This window comes from Micromonospora sp. NPDC047738, assembly GCF_040642675.1.
In the GTDB taxonomy this organism is placed as follows: Bacteria; Actinomycetota; Actinomycetes; order Mycobacteriales; family Micromonosporaceae; genus Micromonospora.
The window spans coordinates 70,652-87,680 of the sequence record NZ_JBEYSO010000003.1 but is presented as its reverse complement, the minus strand read 5'-3'; the positions used below and the strand labels follow the sequence as shown (position 1 = coordinate 87,680).

Sequence of the window (17,029 nt, the reverse complement as noted above, 5' to 3'; positions counted from 1 at the left end):
AGAGCGAACTGCGCAGCATCGGCGAGCTGGCCCGGGCCAGCGGCCTCACGGTGAGCGCGCTGCGGTTCTACGACCGGTCCGGCGTGCTGGTCCCGGCGCTGGTCGACCCGGCTACCGGCTACCGCTGGTACCGCGACGACCAGATCGCGCCGGCCCGGCTGGTCGCCGGGCTGCGCCGGGTGGGGATGCCGCTGGCCGGGATCGCCGACGCGCTGCGGCACCGGCACGAGCCGGCGCTGGTCCACCGGCTGTTGGACGCGCACCTGCGGCGGCTGGAGGACGGCCTCGCCGACGCCCGCCGTGAGCTCTCCCGGATCCGTACCCTGATCGATCCCGAGGAGATCCCCATGACCACCCGTCTCGTGCTGCCCCGCGCCGACCTGGCCGCCGCTGTCGATGCCGTCCGGTTCGCCGTCGGCAGCGATCCGGACCTGCCGGCGCTGTCCGCCGTGCTGCTGGAGGTGGAGGCGGACGGGGTACGACTGGTCGCCACCGACCGGCACCGGCTGGCCGTGGCCCGGGCGGGCGGAAAGGTCGACGGTCCGGAGGTCCGGGCGCTGCTCCCGGCGGACGCGGTCGACGAATTGCGCACGCTGCTCGACACCGGCGTCGGGATCACCCCGGAGGCGCAAGTCACCGTCGCCGCGGACCGGGTCGAGGTCTCCGTCGCCGGCCGCGCGATGGCCGCCGTGGCGCTGCCGTACGACTTCCCGGACTACCGCCGGCTGCTGCACGGCCAGGTCGGCGGCGCGCCCGCGTACCGGATCCCGGTCGACGTGGTCGCGCTGCGCGGCGCGCTCACCGCCGACGACGTCCCGCTGCTGCTCCGCGAGTACGCCGGGGTGGCCGTCGAGGTGACCGTGCTCGGTCTGGACGACCGGGGCGGGCTGCGCGTGGTCCGGCCGGACGAGGCGGTGGACCCGGACGCGGTGCGGGTCGGGGTGAACCGGGAGTACCTGCTCGACGCCCTGGACGCCGGGGACCGCGGTCAGCTCGTGCTGGAGCTGGACGGCCCGATCGCCCCGCTGGCCGTCCGCCGCCCGGACGACGCGGACGCGTTCTCCATCCTCATGCCGATCCGGCTCTGACCGCCCCCTTGATCCGCCCGGCACCACGCCCGAACGTCGACCCGCACGCCGCTCACTCTGGGTGATCCCGCCTCCGCCACCGCACCACCCTCACTCCCGCCCTTGCTCTGCAGCCATCGGCAGCCGCCGGATCACTCACCGCCACCAACCGGGCGTCGGCCAGCCACCGACGCCGCAGCGGCCGCGGCGGGTCGATCTCGACCGGCGCCGCCCGGCCCGGGCCGGCCGCACGGGGCCGCGACGGTAGCATCTGGGAGTCCCACCTGACTGCCTGGACGGAGGCGTACGGAGCAGCATGCTCGACATGGAGTTGATCCGGAAGGATCGCGAGGCGGTGGCGACCGCGCTGGCGAAGCGTCTGGATCCCGCCGAGGTCAACCGGGCGCTGGACGAGATCCAGCGGCTCGACCAGGAACGCCGAGCCCTGATCAGCGAGATCGACGCCGAGCGGCAGCGCCGCAAGGCGGAGGCGCGGGCGTACGCGCAGGCGAAGCGGGCCGGCAAGGAGCCGGAGCCGGTTGCGCCGGAGGCCGAGCGCAAGCAGCTCGCCGAGCTGGAGTCCCAGCTGGACGAGGTACAGTCCCGGCTGCGCGAGCGGATGAGCGAGCTGCCCAACCTGCCCGCCGACGACGTCGTCCCCGGCGGCAAGGAGGCCAACCGGGTCGTCAAGACCTTCGGCGAGCCGCCGGCGATCGAGCAGGTCCGGGACCACGTCGAGCTGTCCCGGGCGCTGGGCCTGGTCGACCACGAGCGTGGCGTGAAGCTCGGCGGCTCCGGCTTCTGGATGTACACCGGCATGGGCGCCCGGCTGGAGTGGGCACTGCTCAACTGGCTGATCGACCAGGACATCCAGGCCGGGTACGAGTTCCTGCTCCCGCCGCACCTGCTGCTGGACAGCGCCGGCTTCGCCGCCGGCCAGTTCCCCAAGTTCTACGACGACGTCTACCACCTGGACAAGCAGTCCGCCCCGCGCGGCCAGTTCCTGCTGCCCACGGCGGAGACGGCGATCCTCGGGGCGTTCCAGGACGAGATCCTGGACACCGCGAAGCTGCCGCTGAAGGCGTTCGCCTACACCCCGTGCTACCGACGGGAGGCCGCCGGCTCGCACTCCGACGAGCGCGGCACGGTCCGTGGCCACCAGTTCAACAAGGTGGAGATCTTCCAGTTCACCCTGCCCGAGCAGGCGGACACCGCGCTGGCGGAGATGGTCGCCCACGTGGAGAGCCTGGTCGAGAAGCTCGGGCTGCACCACCAGACCAGCCTGCTCGCGGCCGGCGACGCCAGCGCCGCGATGAAGAAGACCTTCGACGTCGAGGTCTGGATGCCGAGCACCGGCAAGTACAAGGAGGTGTCGTCGGTTTCCTGGGGCGGTGACTATCAGGCCCGCCGGGCGGCCATCCGCTACCGGGAGCCGGGCGGCAAGCAGACCCGGTTCGTCCACACGCTCAACGGCTCGGCGCTGGCCACCAGCCGGCTCTTCCCGGCCATCCTGGAGCAGTTCCAGCAGCCCGACGGCTCGGTGCTGGTGCCCGAGGTGCTCCGCGACCGGCTCGGCACCGACCGCCTCACCCCGGTCCGCTGACCCGCTGACGAGTGCCGGCGGGGGTCGGGCCCACCGACCTCCGCCGCCGCAACCCGAGTACGCCGTGGCCTCCGCGCCGGTTACTCGGCCCTCACCAGGCGCAGCGCGAGTTCCGGGCAGACCTTGACCGCTCCTCGACCGCGTGCGCGTGGCGCGATTCGCAACGACGTATGTACATACGTTGACAGGTCTTGCAACACGCTTGTAACCTTGCCGAAAATTTCAGGCCGAGCCTGCAAGGTGACGGCATCGGCCTCCTTCCCCGCACCCCTCAGGAGTCCCGATGCATCGACGCCGATGCCGGCAGCAACGGCTCCAGCCCGGCGCGTCCGACGCCGCGCCGCGATCTGGCACCGTCGCGGCGGCTCTCGCCCTCGGCCTGACCGCCGGCCTGCTCGTCCCGGCCGGCCCGGCCGCACCCCCGGCCACCGCGGCCACCCCCGGCAGCAAGAAGGTCATCGTCCAGCTCTTCGAGTGGAACTGGAACTCGGTGGCCAACGAGTGCACCACCGTGCTCGGCCCCAAGGGCTACGGCTACGTCCAGGTCTCCCCGCCGCAGGAACACGTCCGCGGCAACCAGTGGTGGGTCGCCTACCAGCCGGTGAGCTACCGGATCGAGTCCCGCAAGGGCACCCGCGCCGAGTTCCAGGCGATGGTGAACACCTGCCACAACGCCGGCGTGAAGGTGCTCGTCGACGCCGTCGTCAACCACATGTCCGGCCAGGACAACGGCGGCACCGGCTGGGCCGGCACCACGTACGGCCACTACAGCTACCCGGGCAACTACGGCTCGCAGGACTTCCACTACTGCGGCCGCAACGGCAACAACGACATCGTCAACTACAACGACCGGTACGAGGTGCAGAACTGCGAGCTGGTCAACCTGGCCGACCTCAAGACCGAGTCGGACTACGTGCGCACCCGGCTGGCCACGTACCTGAACGACCTGCTCTCGCTCGGCGTGGACGGGTTCCGGCTGGACGCCAGCAAGCACATGCCGGCCGCCGACATCGCCGCGATCAAGAGCAAGCTCTCCCGCTCGGCGTATCTCGTGCAGGAGGTCATCTACGGCGCCGGTGAGCCGATCCAGCCGACCGAGTACACCGGCAACGGCGACGTGCACGAGTTCCGGTACGGCAAGGACCTGGCCCGGATGTTCAACAGCGAGCGGCTGGCGTACCTGCGGAACTTCGGCGAGTCGTGGGGCTACCTGCCCGGCAGCCAGGCGGTGGTCTTCACCGACAACCACGACACCCAGCGCGACGGCGGCGTGCTGACCTACCGGGACCGGGGCGAGTACGCCCTGGCCAACGCCTTCATGCTGGCCTGGCCGTACGGCACCCCGGCGGTGATGTCGAGCTACACCTACAGCAACCGGGACCAGGGCCCGCCGTCGGACGCCAACAACAAGACGTTGAACACCACCTGCTACTCGGGCTGGGAGTGCGAGCACCGCTGGCGGGTCATCGCCAACATGGTCGCCTTCAACAACGCCACCCAGGGCGCCGGCGTCGCCAACTGGTACGACAACGGCTGGCAGCACATCGCGTTCAGCCGGGCCGGCAAGGGCTATCTCACCCTCAACGACGAGGATTTCGCGATCACCGGTCGCTCGTACTACGCGGGCCTGCCCGCCGGCCGCTACTGCGATGTCATCCACGGCGACTTCAGCAACGGCTCGTGCAGCGGGCCGGTGATCACGGTGGACGGCAACGGCTGGTTCGCCGCCAACGTCCCCGCCCACGACGCGGTCGCCATCCACGTCGGGGCGAAGCTGCCCTGACCGGAGTCCCCCGCACCGCCATGCGCGGAGCGGGGGACTTCTGTCCATTAAAGTCGGGTTCATGCTGCTTCGTCGACTCACCTCGCGCTGGACCCTCGGCTGGCTGCTCGCCGCGCTCGGCGTACCGCTGCTGCTGGTGACCGCGCTGCTGGTCGGGTACGCGCTCACCGGCGGCCCGGCCCCCACGCCGGCCGGCGCGCCGGGTGGCGTCGCGCCGGTCGTCACTCCGGCGGAGCCGCCCGCCCCGACCCGGACGGCGGCGGAGTCCGTGCCGCCGGCGGCGCCCGCTCCGGCCGATCTGCCGGTGGTCACTTACGAGCCGGCGCCCGGCGGGTTCCCGGCCGACCCCGGCACGGGCGACCTCCGGCCGCTGAACGAGGGGCTGACGCCGAGCCGGCGGGTCGCCGCGTACGACGCGCCCGGTGGCCGGCCGCTGGCCTTCCTCGCCCCCACCATCAGCGGCGTCCCGCTGACCACACCGATCGTCGAGCGCCGGGCCGGCTGGACCGCCGTGCTGCTCCCCTCGGCGAACCGCCGGCTCGCCTGGCTGCCGGCCGGCGGCTGGACCACCGTCGCGCTGCCCGACCAGCTCGTCGTGGAACGCGGCACGCACCGGCTCACCTGGTACCGGAACGGCCGGGTGGTCCGCTCCTGGGCGGTCAGCCTCGGCAAGCGCGGCCAGTCCACCCCGCTCGGCCGCACCTTCATCCTGGGCCGCACGCCCCCGCCCCAGTCGGTCTACGGCGGGGTCGACATCTTCGCCCTCGGCGCGATCCCCGACGACCCCGACGCGGTGCCGACCGGGCTGCGCGGCGCCCACATCGGACTGCACAGCTGGTACACCGACGCGACGCTCGGCAAGGACGTCACCAACGGCTGCATCCGGTTGACCCGCAGCGGCCAGCGTCAGCTCCTCGCCGAACTGCCCGCCGGCACCAGCGTCGTGGTGGTCGACCAGCTCGCCACCCCGCCACCGGCCGCCTGAGCCGGCTCACTCGCCGAGCAGCCAGCCGTTCTCCTCGGCGACCCGTACCGCGTCGGCCCGGTTGCGGGCGCCGGTCTTGCCGATCGCCGCGGAGAGGTGGTTGCGGACCGTCCCCTCGGACAGGTGCAGCGTCGCCGCCAGCTCCGCCACCGTGCCGCCGCCCCGGGCGGTCCGCAGCACCTCGGTCTCCCGCTCGGTAAGCGGGCTCGGCCCGGTGGCGAGGGTCTCCGCGGCCAGGGTCGGGTCGACCACCCGCAGGCCGGCGTGCACCCGGCGCACCGCGTCGGCGAGCTGCCGGGCCGGGGTGTCCTTGACCACGAAGCCGTTCGCGCCCGCCTCCATCGCCCGGCGCAGGTAGCCGGGCCGGCCGAAGGTGGTCACCACCAGCACCCGGCAGCCGGGCACCGCCGCCCGCAGCGCGGTGGTGGCGACGATCCCGTCCAGGCCGGGCATCTCCACGTCGAGCAGGGCCACGTCGGGTCGGGTACGCCGAGCCTCGGGGACCACCTCGTCGCCCCGGCCCACCTCGGCGACGACCGTCAGGTCCGGCTCCAGCGACAGCAGCGCGGCCAGCGCGCCCCGGACCAGCGCCTGGTCGTCGGCGAGCAGCAGCCTGATCGGCTCGGTCATTCGCGCGTCCTCCGCACCCGGGCCCGGCCGCCACCCGTCGCAACCCGGTCGTCCGTCGCGAACCCGCCGTCCATCAGGACCCCGCCGGCAGGGCGACGCGCAGCAGGAAGCCGCGTCCGCCGGGGCGACGGCCAACGGTGACCGTGGCGTCCAGCCGCCGTGCCCGCTCGCGCAGCCCGACCAGCCCGTGCCCGGCCGCGCCGGGCTCACCGACCGGCCCCCGGCCGTCGTCGCGGACCTCCACGGCTGAGCCGTCCACCCGGACCTCGCACCGCCGCGCGCCGCTGTGCCGGACCACGTTCGTCACCCCCTCGCGTACCGTCCAGCCGAACAGTTCGTCCCGCTCCGCCGGCAGCGCCGGCACCGTCTCCGGCAGCTCCGCGACGATGCCCGCGGCGGCGAGCGCCGAGCGGGCGCCGGCCAGCTCCGTCGTCAGGCGCACCTCGCGGTACGCCCCGACGGTGCCCCGCACGTCCGCGAGGGCCTGCCGGGCCAGCCGCTCCACGTCGGCGATCTCGGCGGCGGCCCGGGCCGGATCCAGCTCCAGCAGCCGCCCGGCCAGCTCCGCCTTGACCGTCACCACTGTCAGCGAGTGGCCGAGGATGTCATGCAGGTCGCGGGCGGTGCGAGCCCGCTCCTCGGCCACCGCGAGCCGGCGGATCTCCTGCTGGGCGGCCTGGAGTTCGGCGTTGCGCTGGGCCAGCCGGCTCACCCCGAACATGGCGAACGAGGCGAGCAGGACGGCGAACACCACGGTGCTCTCGGCCTCCCAGCCGGGCACCAGGGCGGCCGTGACCGGCGGGGTCACCGCGGCGAGGAGGACCACCACGACCGCCTCGCGCGTCGACAGCAGGAACACCGCCGCTGCCGCGACGAAGACGAGTGTGGTGAGCCAGTCTCCCGAGGTGCCGGGGATGCCGGCCAGCCCGAGCCCGAGCAGCAGCGCCAGGGCCGCCCAGGCCCGGCCGCGCGGGACGCCCAGGTGCACCCGCCGACGGTTCCGCGCCCACTGGAAGACGCACACGTAGCTCACGCCGAAGGCGACCAGGGTGGACGCGCCCAGCACCCGACGCCAGAACTCGGGCTGGTGCAGGGCGGTGAGCAGCGGGATATTGAGGAAGAAGAGCCAGACGGCGGCGAGCAGCCAGCCGGTGACCCGCCAGTGGGTCCTCGGCTGGCTGCGCTCCGACGGCAGGTTCACGACGAACACGCTAAACCTCCGCCCCGGGGACGGGTCAGACGCGGCTGGTGTCGCGGCGGAACAGCCGGGCCGCGCCGAGGCCGAACACCGCCGTCCAGGCGACCAGGTTGGCGACCGACGCCCAGTCCAGGCCGTCCCCGGTCAGCGGGGCCCGGGCGAGCTGGCCGACGCCGTACACCGGGGTGAACTTGGCGATCTCCTGGAAAGCGTGCGGCAGCATCTCGAGCGGGACGAAGAGCCCGCCGAACATGGCCAGGATGGCCAGGACCGGGCCCATGAACTGCATGACGTTCTCGGCCGGGGCGAGGTAGCCGACGAAGAGCCCGAAGGCGGCGAAGACCAGCGAACCCGCCCAGGCGGCCAGCCCGGAGAGCAGCCAGATGTCGACCGGCAGGCGGACGCCGGCGACGGCGCCGACCGCGAACTCGACCAGCACGCCGGCCAGGCCGAGCACCATCGCGGTGGCCACCTTGATCGCCACGTACGCGGCCGGGCGCAGCGGGGTGAGCCGGAGCTGCCGGCTCCAGCCCAGCGCCCGCTCGGTGGCGACCGCCGCTCCCGCGCTGGTGGTGGCGACCATGGCCGCGTACACGGCGAGACTGATCATGATCCAGCCGGTGACCGGGCGGCCGTTGGGCAGCTCCTCGCCGCGCTGGGGCAGCCCGAACAGCAGGAAGAAGACCGCCGGCATGACCAGCGTGAACATCAGCGTACGGCGGTTGCGCAGCACGCGGCGGATCTCGATGCCGAGCACGGCGGTGGAGAACCCGCCCAGGGCAGGCGGACGGCGGTCGGCGGGCCGGGCCGGTGTGGTGGTGGTGGACGAGGCGGCGACGGTCATCTCAGGCTCCGATGGGCTGCGCGGAATCGGCGGTCAGGGTTTCGGCGGCGCCGGTGTCGGTGGTGAGCGCGAGGAACGCGTCCTCAAGGTTGCGGGAGGTGATCTCGAGGTCCCGCGCGGCGGTACGGGTGAGCAGGTGCCGGGCGACGGTGTCCGAGTCGTCGGTCCGCACCAGCACCGCGTCACCGCGTACCTCGACCGCTTGGACGCCGGGCAGCGCGGCGAGCGCGGCCTGGTCGGCGCCGGGGAGGGTGGCCCGGACAATCCGGCCGGCGGCCAGGTTCTTGATCTCGGCGGTGGTGCCGTCGGCCACCACCCGGCCCTGCCTGACCAGCACGATCCGGTCCGCGTACGCGTCGGCCTCGTCGAGGTAGTGGGTGGCGAAGATGATGGTCCGCCCGTTCCGGGCGTCGGCCCGGATGGCCTGCCAGAAGTCCCGCCGCCCCTCGACGTCCATCCCGGTGGTCGGCTCGTCCAGCACCATCAGGTCGGGATCCGGCAGCAGCGCCAGGGCGAACCGCAGCCGCTGCTGCTGGCCGCCGGAGCACTTGCCCACCGGGCGGTCGGCGATGTCGGCGATGCCGGCCCGCTCCAGCACCTCCGCCACCGGACGGGGCTGCGCGTGGAAGTGCGCGGTCAGCCGTACCGTCTCGGCGACGGTGAGGTCCTTGAGCAGGCCGCCGGTCTGCATCACGGCGGCGACCCGGCCGAGCCGGATGGCGTCGGACGGCGTGCCGCCGAAGACCCGGACGGTGCCGGCGTCCGGGCGGGCCAGCCCGAGCAGCATGTCCACGGTGGTGGTCTTGCCGGCGCCGTTGGGGCCGAGGAAGGCCACCACCTCGCCCGGCTCGACGCGGAGACTGAGCCCGTCGACGGCGGTCACCGGGCCGAAGGTCTTGGTGAGTCCGGCCAGCTCGACGGCCGGTGGGATGTCGGTCATGACACCGATGCTCCGGGGAACGGCTGGGCCGTCCCCGGAGCGTCCGTCATCTTCCATCCGTGACATTTGTCAGGGCGGTGGACACCGGTCAGTGCGCGCCGCCCTCGCAGGCCCGGCGCGCAGCAGGAACGCGCCGACGAAGGTGACCACCAACAGGCCCAGCTCCGCGCCTGCTGATCCGGGGCGTCGCCGGGCACGTCCGGGCCGGTGACTGACCGCCGCCGGGCCGGGTAACCGCCGGGCCGGGCAACCGCGACACGGGGAGGTCACCATGGCGGCACCGACGGGACGGGTCGACACGATCGTGCTGATCCACGGGCTCTGGATGACTTCACGCAGCTGGGAGCACTGGGCCGACCGGTACCGGGCGCAGGGCTTCCGGGTGCTCACGCCGGCCTGGCCCGGCATGGAGGCCGAGGTCGAGGAGCTGCGGGCGGACCCGACGCCGATCGCTGGGCAGCGGATCGCCGACATCACCGAGCACTACGCCCGGATCGTCCGGGAGCAGCCCCGGCCGCCGATCATCATGGGGCACTCGTTCGGCGGCCTGATCACGCAACTGTTGCTCGACCGGAAGCTCGGCGCCGCCGGGGTCGCCCTCCATCCCGCCCCGGTCAAGGGCGTGCTCCGGCTGCCGCTCAACACGCTGCGCTCAGCGTTCTCGATCCTGCGCAGCCCGGCGAACCGAAACCGCGCGGTGCCGTTCACCAAGGAGGACTTCCGGTTCGCCTTCGGCAACACGCTGAGCCCACAGCAGTCCGACGCGGCCTGGGAGCGGTACGCCGTACCCGGCGCCGGCCGCGTCCTGTTCGAGGCGGCGTTCGCCAACCTGGACCCGGACGCGGCCACCGAGGTGGACAAGAAGCGGGACGAACGCGCCCCGCTGCTGTTGACGGCCGGGGGCGCCGACCACGTGGTGCCGCCCTCGGTGGTCGTCGCCAACGTCAACCTCTACCGGAGCTCGACCGCGCTCACCGGGTTCCGCTGCAACCCCCACCGGTCGCACTTCGTCGGCGGCGAGCCGGGCTGGGAGGAGGAGGCCGACTACGCGCTGGAATGGGCGGTCGAGGCGGCCAACCAGTTCTCGCCGACCGTGGTCAGCGAGGCCCCCCCGCACTGAGCAGCACGCCGCCGCCGGCCGTGGGCGCACGGTCGCCGCCGGTCGCGGGCGAGATCTGGCGCGGTGGCTGCTGGCATAGGTGCCCTCGTCGGGGGTATGTGCGAGCCATGAGGGCGAGCTTCCGGCTTGGCCGGGTCGCGGGTGTACCGATCGGGGTCAACTGGAGCGTCCTGGTCATCTTCGTGCTGATCGCCTGGGCGCTGGCGGCCAGTCTGTTCCCGCGCTCCTACCCCGGCCATTCGGCCTTCGCGTACTGGGTGGCGGGGCTGGCCGCGGCGGTGGTCTTCTTCCTCGGCCTGCTCGCGCACGAGGTGTCCCACTCGGTGATCGCCAAGCGCAACGGGATCGAGGTCGAGGACATCACGCTCTGGCTCTTCGGCGGGGTGTCCAAGCTGAAGGGCGAGGCCCGGGATCCCGGTGCCGAGCTGCGGATCGCCGGGGTCGGGCCGCTGGTCAGCCTGCTGCTCGGCATCTTCTTCGGGGTGATCGCGTTCCTCGTCTCGCTCGCCACCGGGCGCGGCCTGCTGGTCGGCGCGCTGTCCTGGCTGGCCGGCATCAACGTGCTGCTGGCGATCTTCAACGTGCTGCCGGCCGCGCCACTGGACGGCGGACGGCTGTTGCGTGCGGTGGTGTGGCGGGCCACCGGCGACCGGACGAAGGCGTCGGTGGTGGCCGCCCGGGCCGGCTGGGGGCTCGGCATCGTGCTGATCGCCGTCGGTATCTGGCAGTTCTTCCGGGGCGCCGGGGTGGGCGGGCTCTGGCTGGCGCTGATCGGCTGGTTCCTGATCGGGGCCGCCGGAGCAGAGGAGCGCCAGGCCCGGATGGGCAGCGCCCTGCGCGGGGTACGCGTCGCCGACGTGATGACCCCGCAACCGCAGACCGCCTCCGGGGAGATGACCGTCGCGGACTTCGTGGACCACTACCTCTTCGCGTACCGGCACTCGGCGCTGCCGCTGACCGAGGACGGCCACCCGGTCGGCCTGGTGACCCTCGACCGGGTCCGGGGCATCCCGCCGGACCGCCGCGAGTCGACCACCCTGGGCGAGGTGTCCTGCCGGGCCGGGGAACTGGTGCTCGCCTCCCCGGACGAGCAGCTCACCGACCTGCTTCCCCGGCTCAACCAGTGCGCCGACGGCCGGGCGCTGGTGGTGTCCGACCAGCGGCTGGTCGGCATCGTCTCGCCCAGCGACATCAGCCGGGCCGTGCAGCGCGGCAGCATGCGCGAGCAGATGACCGGTGGGCGCGCTGGCTGAAAACCGGCGCTGGAGGCCGTCGGGCGGTCAGCCCGGGCCAGCTGGCCGCGACCTCAGGCGAGCCGATAGCCCACGCCAGGGGTCGTCGTGATGACCGCCGGTTCGCCCAGCTTGCGGCGCAGCCGCCCGATTGTCACCGTCACCGTGTTGGTGAACGGGTCGGCGTGCTCGTCCCAGACCTGCTCCAGCAGTTGCTCGGCGCTGAGGAAGCCAGGGCTCGCCGACATCAGCGCGTGCAGCAGGGCGAACTCCTTCACCGAGAGATCCAGTTGCCGGCCGTTGCGGGCGGCGGTCCGGCGCACCGGGTCGAGCTCGATCCCGGCGGCGCGCAGGGTCCGCGGACGCGCGTCCGGCTTGCGGCGGGCGAGTGCCTGGATGCGCAGGATCAGCTCCGGAAAGTGGAATGGCTTGGCGAGATAGTCGTCCGCGCCGAGCGCGAGACCGCTGACCCGGTCGCCGGGGGTTCCGGCTGCGGTCAGCATCAGCACCATCGGCCGGTCCGGCCGCTCGGTGATCATCTGGCACAGCACGTCGCCGGGCAGGCCGGGCAGATCGCGGTCCAGGACCACCACGTGGTAGGCCGTGAGGTCGACCTTGGAGGCGGCGGACAACCCGTCGTACGCGAGGTCGACCGCCATCCCCTGATCGCGCAGGCCCTCGGCGACCACCTCGGCCAGCGACCGCGCGTCCTCGACGACCAGGATTCTCATGCCGTCGCCTTGACGGGAAGCGCGACGAACGGCAGCGCGATCGAGACCCGCAGGCCGCCGTGCGGCCGAGCACGCAGGTCGAGCCGTCCGCCGTGGGCCGCTGCGATCGCCGCCACGATGGACAGCCCGAGCCCGGCCCCGTGCTCGGACCCGGTGCGGTCGGCGCCGAGCCGCTGGAACGGCTGCGCCAGCCGGTCCACGTCCCGCTGGTCGAGCACGCCCCCGCCGGTCTGCACGACCAGCCGGACCGCTACGCCCTCCCGCGAGGTCGCCACGCGGACCCAGCCACCCGCCTCGTTGTGCGCCACGGCGTTGTCCACGACGTTCTCCACCAACCGGGACAGCAGCGCGGCATCTCCCCGGGTGGTGCCCACGCCGCGCGGCAGGTCCCCGGTCACGCTCAGCCGTTTCGCACTGATCTCGGTGGTGCGGTCGGCCAGCGCCTGCGCGACCAGTTCGGCCACGTCGACGTGAGCCGAGTCGCCCAGTGTGCCGTGCTGCGCCCGGGCCAGCACCAGCAGGCCGTCGAGCAGCCGATCCATCCGATCCACCTGCGTACGCAGCCGGTCCGCCAGCGCAACGGTCTGCCCCGGCGCGTCGGGCTTGGCGACCGCGACGTCCAGCGACGCCCGGATCGTCGCCAACGGCGTACGCAGCTCGTGTGAGGCATTGGCGGCGAACCCGCGTTGCGCGGCGAACGACGTCTCCAGCCGTTCCAGCAGCCCGTCGATGGTGTCGGCCAGGTCCTTCACCTCGTCCGTCGGGCCGCTGACGGCCAGCCGCTGGTCGAGATTGTCGGCCGAGATGTGCCGGGTCGCCGCGGTGATCAGCCGCAGCGGGCGCAACACCCGCCGGGCCAACGCCCGGCCGGCCAGCAGGGAGACCGCAGCCAGCACGACCAGCGCCAGCAGCGAGCCGACGAGCATCTGCCGGGAGTGCTGCGCGTTCACCTCGGCCAACTGGGCTTGCAGGTCGTGGATGCGCTGCCGGGCCTCGGTCAGGCTGCCGTCGGCGGGCGGATGCTGGCCGGGTACGGGCGCGACGTTGGTCACCTTGCCGCCGGAGAACAGGTAGGCCAGGACCAGCAGCCCGACACCGGACATCAGGAACACGACGCCGTACAAGAGCGTGAATCGCAGTCCCACTGTCCCGCTGCGCAGCCTGACCATGGCCCCAGCATGCCCGGCCGCGCCTAACAGCGGTATGACGGACGTGGTTCGGGCCGGGTTAGGCCCGCACCCGTACAACCACGGCATGTTGCGCAGAGAACTCCTCCACCGGGAGTGGAGATCCTTCCGTCGCCCCGGCCGGCTGATCGCCCTGGCGGCCGCTGCCCTCGCCGTGATCGCCCTCGGCCTGCTCGCCGCCCTGGGCAACCACTCGTCCTGTGCTGGGCCGTGCCCCACCACGCCGACCGCCGCGGATGGTTCCGTCGTCAGCGACCGGTTCTGGTTCCTCCACCGCGACCTCGGTCGCGACGGGGCCATCACCGTGCGGATGACCTCGATGACCGGCACGATCACCTATCCGCCGCCCGACCACGACCAGATCGTCTCCGGCCTGGTGCCGTGGGCGAAGGCCGGGATCCTCGTCAAGGACGGCCTCCGGCAGGGCTCCGCCTACGCGGCGCTCATGATGACCGGCAGCCACGGCGTACGGATGCAGTACGACTACCGGCACGACATCGCCGGAAGCACCGGCAGCGTTTCGCCGCAGTCCCCGCGGTGGCTACGCCTGACCCGGTCCGGCGACACCATCACGGGCGCCGAGTCGGCCGACGGCCAGCAGTGGCACACCGTCGGGACGGCGACGCTGAGCGGCCTTCCGGACACCGTGCAGGTCGGGATCTTCGCCACCTCCCCGGGCGACCTCACGCTACGCCGGGTCGGCCTGGGCGGCGCCGTCGAGGAGGTCCGCTTCACGCAGGCCACCGGGGTCTTCGACCAGGTCAGCCTGGCGGGTGCGGCCGGCGGCGGGTGGCGCAGCGAGGCGGTCGGCGAGATGAACCACACCGACTGGGAGAAGTACCACAACGCGTCCGGCGCGGTCGAGAAGGACGGTGTGTTCACGGTGAGCGGGACCGGCGACATCGGCCCGGACAGCGGCGAGGGCGCCCGCACCGCCGAGAGCACGCTACCCGGTCTGGTAATCGCGCTGATCATCGTGCTCGTCGTCGCCGCCCGATTCGGTGCCCGGCCGGGCTCGCCGCCGTCAACCGGCCGGGTCGTAGTCGCCGGAGCGGTTGTCGTCGGCGCCGCGAGCCTCGTCACCGGGCTCGTCGCCGTCGGCGTGGTCCTGCCGGCCGGCGCCGCGATCCTGCGCGGCAACGGCATCCCCGTGCAGCCGGTCTCCCTGCTGACCGGGGCGCGGGTCGTCGTCGGGGTCGCGGCAGCGCTCGCGCTCTGCGGCATGCTCGCCTACGGACTCGGCGTCCTGCTGCGGCGCCGCTGGGCAGCCGTCCTCGCCGCGCTGGCCCTCGTCGCCCTGCCCTACGCGGTGACCGCGGTCCCGCTGCTACCCGACGCCGTGTCGCAATGGCTGCTGCGGCTCACCCCGGCCGCGGGCTTCGCCGTCCGGCAGACGGTGGTGGAGTATCCCCAGGTGCTCGTCCACTACGCGCCGTCCGCCGGGTACTACCCGCTCCCCGGCTGGGCCGGCTTCGCGGTGCTGTGCGCGTATGCGCTGGCCGTGCTGTGGCCGGCCGTGGGCCGTCAGCCGGCCGTGGGCCGTCAGCCGGCCGGCCAGCCGGCGGACTGGCGGTAGCGCGGGCGGGAGGCTCGCCGTCACCGGGGACCGTGGGGGAAGTAGCGGTCGAGTTCGTCGGTGCGGAACTTCCCGGCCGGGTCGAGGTCGGCCAGCAGGGCACGGAAGTCGTCGTACCTGGGGTACGTGGCGGCCGGGTTCCGGACGAAGAGCTTGCCCCAGTGCGGGCGCGGGGCGAAGGGCGCCAGCCGCTCCTCCACCTCGGCGAGCACCGGGGCCACCCGCGCCGCGTCACCGATCCAGGTGAAGTGGATCGCCAGGCTGTCCCGGTCGTGGTTCGGGCTGAGCCACAACCCGTCCGCGGCGACCGTACGCAGCTCGCAGACCTGGAGCACGGCGGCGATCCGCTCGGCGGCCGGGTCGAGCGCGGCGAGCGCCGCGGCGGCCGAGGTGCGGGGCAGGTGCCACTCCGACTGGAGTTCGTCACCGCTGCTCGGGGTGAAGCCGAGCCGGAAGTGCGGCAGCCGCTCGTGCCACGGTCCGGGCGCGCCGAACTGGGCGGTGCAGTGCTCCGCCGGCATGCCGGGCACCGGGTGGCAGGGCGCGTCGGCGGCGACGGTGTCCAGCCAGTCCGCCGGGGGTGGTGGCGCGTCGGCCCGCTGTTTGAGCCACACCTGGTCCAGGCGGGACGAGCGCCAGCCGGTGAACACGCTCACGCTGTAGGCCACGTCGCAGGCGGCGTCGAGCGCCGCGCGGGGCAGGCCGAGCCGGACGTACTGGCGGATCTGGAAGGCGGGCACCACGTCCAGGGTGAGCCGGGTGACCACGCCCAGTGCGCCGAGGTTGACCACCATCCCGGCGAACCTCGGGTCCGCGCGGTCCACGGTGAGCAGGTCGCCGTCGGCGGTGACCAGTTCCAGGGCGGCCACGGCGGTGGCGAGGTTGCCGTGGGCGGCACCCGAGCCGTGGGTGGCGGTGGCGACCGCGCCGGCCACCGAGATGTGCGGCAGCGAGGCGAGGTTGGCCAGCGCGTACCCCTCGGCGTGCAGGCGGGTGGCGAGGTCGCCGTAGCGCAGGCCGGCGGGGACGGTGACCGTGCCGCGGTCGCGGTCCAGCACGACGGTGGGCGGCAGCCCGGCCAGCGAGACCAGCTCGCCCGTGGTGTCACCGAGCCGGTTGAACGTGTGCCCGGTGCCCACCGCCCGCACCCGGTCGGCGCCGGCCACCAGCCGGCGCAGTTCGTCCAGGCTGGACGGCCGGTGGCGGGCCCGGGCGGCGTACCGCACGTTGCCCGCCCAGTTGCGGCCGGCGTCGGTCACGCGGTGGTCTCCCGGTCGGTGGTGGGTTCCTCGGCGAGGGCGGCGTGGAGCGCGCCGAGCGCGGCGTCGACCTGGCCCATGTCGTACCCGCGCAGCCCGACCGGGATGCCGGCGGCCCGGGCCTGCTCGATCTCCGCGCGGACGGCCCGCCGCTCGGCCGGGCCGCCCCGGGCCAGCGCGTCCTGGGCGCGGCCCACCAGCTCGTCGACCGGCGCCGTTCCGTAGCCGCGCAGGGCGACGGTGAACGCGATCTCCGTCCCGGGGAGCTGGGTGGCCACCGGGGTGCGGGCGTCGGTGAACCGGCCACCGGAGTATCGGGTCAGCGCCGCCGCGATCTCGTCCGGGCTCTCGCGTACCTGGGTGAGGTGGAGGAGCTCGACGGCGGGCCGGCCGTCGCGCGGGTGCCGCGCGGTGGTCCGCAGGCCCAGGCCGACGGCGGGCACCGCGACCAGCCTCCCCCGGTCGTCGAGGGCGAGCGCGTCGAAGTACTCCCAGCGGTACGTCCCGCGCAGGCCCGGGCGGCGCACGTCCAGCCCGTCCGGCCCGATGACGAAGCGGAACGGCCGCACCGCGCCGACCAGCGCCGCGCCGCCGACCACGACGACCCCGAGTGCCGCCAGCATCCGCAGCAGCCAGCCCTCACCGGCGACGAGCACCATCACCCCGCCGAACACGCAGACGATGGCCAGCGGCAGTGTCCCCCGGCTGCGGTGCAGTTCCATGTCGTACCCCCGATCCGACGCCGTCGTCCGGGTGCATTTTCCGCCCACCTGTCAAGGCACGGTTGATTCGGCCCGGACGGGGAACCCGGTGCCGATGACCAGCCACCGCGACCCCGCCCCCACCCGCCGCCCCGTGGTGCGCCCGGCCGCGG

15 protein-coding genes are annotated in these 17,029 nt (G+C 73.6%); 7 read left to right on the top strand and 8 right to left on the bottom strand.

The genetic code is table 11. From position 1 onward, the window contains the following. The first annotated feature begins 8 nt into the window (after window positions 1-8). The 4 genes from ABZ783_RS06495 (at window position 9) to ABZ783_RS06480 (ending at window position 5,438) form a co-directional block, all read left to right on the top strand. On the top strand, window positions 9-1,088 hold the full coding sequence (locus ABZ783_RS06495) for a MerR family transcriptional regulator (protein WP_357435292.1): 1,080 nt from the start codon (window positions 9-11) through the stop codon (window positions 1,086-1,088). 295 nt (window positions 1,089-1,383) lie between these two features. Continuing rightward, window positions 1,384-2,670 (top strand): serine--tRNA ligase, encoded by a 1,287-nt coding sequence (gene serS, locus ABZ783_RS06490; RefSeq protein ID WP_357434856.1) that lies wholly within the window; start codon window positions 1,384-1,386, stop codon window positions 2,668-2,670. 283 nt (window positions 2,671-2,953) lie between these two features. Next, window positions 2,954-4,453 carry an alpha-amylase family protein gene (locus tag ABZ783_RS06485; protein ID WP_357434855.1) on the top strand — a complete coding sequence of 500 codons (1,500 nt, stop codon included), beginning with the start codon at window positions 2,954-2,956 and terminating at the stop codon, window positions 4,451-4,453. Window positions 4,454-4,514: 61 nt separating this feature from the next. Then, the gene (locus ABZ783_RS06480) at window positions 4,515-5,438 is read left to right on the top strand and encodes a L,D-transpeptidase family protein (protein WP_357434854.1); all 924 of its coding nucleotides are present in this window, start codon (window positions 4,515-4,517) and stop codon (window positions 5,436-5,438) included. Between the two features lie 6 nt (window positions 5,439-5,444). Here ABZ783_RS06480 and ABZ783_RS06475 read toward each other — a convergent pair whose 3' ends face one another. The 4 genes from ABZ783_RS06475 to ABZ783_RS06460 form a co-directional block, all read right to left on the bottom strand. Further along, window positions 5,445-6,068, bottom strand: a complete 624-nt coding sequence (locus ABZ783_RS06475) for a response regulator transcription factor (protein WP_357434853.1) — start codon at window positions 6,066-6,068, stop codon at window positions 5,445-5,447. 73 nt (window positions 6,069-6,141) lie between these two features. Next, complete coding sequence (locus ABZ783_RS06470) at window positions 6,142-7,269, bottom strand: sensor histidine kinase (RefSeq protein ID WP_357434852.1); 1,128 nt, start codon at window positions 7,267-7,269, stop codon at window positions 6,142-6,144. Between the two features lie 34 nt (window positions 7,270-7,303). Beyond that, the gene (locus tag ABZ783_RS06465; protein ID WP_357434851.1) at window positions 7,304-8,110 is read right to left on the bottom strand and encodes an ABC transporter permease; all 807 of its coding nucleotides are present in this window, start codon (window positions 8,108-8,110) and stop codon (window positions 7,304-7,306) included. Window position 8,111: 1 nt separating this feature from the next. After that, window positions 8,112-9,050 (bottom strand): ABC transporter ATP-binding protein, encoded by a 939-nt coding sequence (locus ABZ783_RS06460; RefSeq protein ID WP_357434850.1) that lies wholly within the window; start codon window positions 9,048-9,050, stop codon window positions 8,112-8,114. 271 nt (window positions 9,051-9,321) lie between these two features. On the opposite strand from ABZ783_RS06460, the gene ABZ783_RS06455 reads away from it, so the two are divergent. Together ABZ783_RS06455 and ABZ783_RS06450 are read left to right on the top strand one after the other, a co-directional pair. Next, window positions 9,322-10,170, top strand: coding sequence for an alpha/beta fold hydrolase (locus ABZ783_RS06455; RefSeq protein ID WP_357434849.1), 849 nt, complete (start codon window positions 9,322-9,324; stop codon window positions 10,168-10,170). Between the two features lie 107 nt (window positions 10,171-10,277). Then, window positions 10,278-11,423, top strand: coding sequence for a site-2 protease family protein (locus tag ABZ783_RS06450; protein ID WP_357434848.1), 1,146 nt, complete (start codon window positions 10,278-10,280; stop codon window positions 11,421-11,423). A 53-nt stretch (window positions 11,424-11,476) separates the two neighbouring features. Here the strand turns inward: ABZ783_RS06450 and ABZ783_RS06445 are convergent, their stop codons facing one another. Further along, the gene (locus ABZ783_RS06445) at window positions 11,477-12,133 is read right to left on the bottom strand and encodes a response regulator transcription factor (RefSeq protein ID WP_357434847.1); all 657 of its coding nucleotides are present in this window, start codon (window positions 12,131-12,133) and stop codon (window positions 11,477-11,479) included. After that, entirely contained in the window at window positions 12,130-13,302 is a 1,173-nt protein-coding gene (locus ABZ783_RS06440) for a HAMP domain-containing sensor histidine kinase (protein ID WP_357434846.1), read from the bottom strand. Before ABZ783_RS06440 ends, ABZ783_RS06445 begins: the two co-directional genes overlap by 4 nt. Before the next feature lie 85 nt (window positions 13,303-13,387). On the opposite strand from ABZ783_RS06440, the gene ABZ783_RS06435 reads away from it, so the two are divergent. Continuing rightward, complete coding sequence (locus ABZ783_RS06435; RefSeq protein ID WP_357434845.1) at window positions 13,388-14,896, top strand: hypothetical protein; 1,509 nt, start codon at window positions 13,388-13,390, stop codon at window positions 14,894-14,896. Window positions 14,897-14,916: 20 nt separating this feature from the next. Here the strand turns inward: ABZ783_RS06435 and ABZ783_RS06430 are convergent, their stop codons facing one another. Both ABZ783_RS06430 and ABZ783_RS06425 read right to left on the bottom strand, forming a co-directional pair. After that, entirely contained in the window at window positions 14,917-16,155 is a 1,239-nt protein-coding gene (locus ABZ783_RS06430) for an FAD-binding protein (RefSeq protein WP_357434844.1), read from the bottom strand. Beyond that, window positions 16,152-16,877, bottom strand: a complete 726-nt coding sequence (locus ABZ783_RS06425; protein ID WP_357434843.1) for a hypothetical protein — start codon at window positions 16,875-16,877, stop codon at window positions 16,152-16,154. The genes ABZ783_RS06430 and ABZ783_RS06425 overlap by 4 nt, the downstream gene beginning before the upstream one ends. Between the last annotated feature and the right edge of the window lie 152 nt (window positions 16,878-17,029).

What these genes read in the sequence shown, in the direction of transcription:
- serS (WP_357434856.1), top strand. Translation starts at nt 1,384, where the DNA reads ATGCTCGACATGGAGTTGATCCGGAAGGATCGCGAGGCGGTGGCGACC.
- ABZ783_RS06485 (WP_357434855.1), top strand. Translation starts at nt 2,954, where the DNA reads ATGCATCGACGCCGATGCCGGCAGCAACGGCTCCAGCCCGGCGCGTCC.
- ABZ783_RS06480 (WP_357434854.1), top strand. Translation starts at nt 4,515, where the DNA reads ATGCTGCTTCGTCGACTCACCTCGCGCTGGACCCTCGGCTGGCTGCTC.
- ABZ783_RS06475 (WP_357434853.1), bottom strand. Translation starts at nt 6,068, where the DNA reads ATGACCGAGCCGATCAGGCTGCTGCTCGCCGACGACCAGGCGCTGGTC.
- ABZ783_RS06465 (WP_357434851.1), bottom strand. Translation starts at nt 8,110, where the DNA reads ATGACCGTCGCCGCCTCGTCCACCACCACCACACCGGCCCGGCCCGCC.
- ABZ783_RS06460 (WP_357434850.1), bottom strand. Translation starts at nt 9,050, where the DNA reads ATGACCGACATCCCACCGGCCGTCGAGCTGGCCGGACTCACCAAGACC.
- ABZ783_RS06455 (WP_357434849.1), top strand. Translation starts at nt 9,322, where the DNA reads ATGGCGGCACCGACGGGACGGGTCGACACGATCGTGCTGATCCACGGG.
- ABZ783_RS06450 (WP_357434848.1), top strand. Translation starts at nt 10,278, where the DNA reads ATGAGGGCGAGCTTCCGGCTTGGCCGGGTCGCGGGTGTACCGATCGGG.
- ABZ783_RS06445 (WP_357434847.1), bottom strand. Translation starts at nt 12,133, where the DNA reads ATGAGAATCCTGGTCGTCGAGGACGCGCGGTCGCTGGCCGAGGTGGTC.
- ABZ783_RS06440 (WP_357434846.1), bottom strand. Translation starts at nt 13,302, where the DNA reads ATGGTCAGGCTGCGCAGCGGGACAGTGGGACTGCGATTCACGCTCTTG.
- ABZ783_RS06435 (WP_357434845.1), top strand. Translation starts at nt 13,388, where the DNA reads ATGTTGCGCAGAGAACTCCTCCACCGGGAGTGGAGATCCTTCCGTCGC.
- ABZ783_RS06425 (WP_357434843.1), bottom strand. Translation starts at nt 16,877, where the DNA reads ATGGAACTGCACCGCAGCCGGGGGACACTGCCGCTGGCCATCGTCTGC.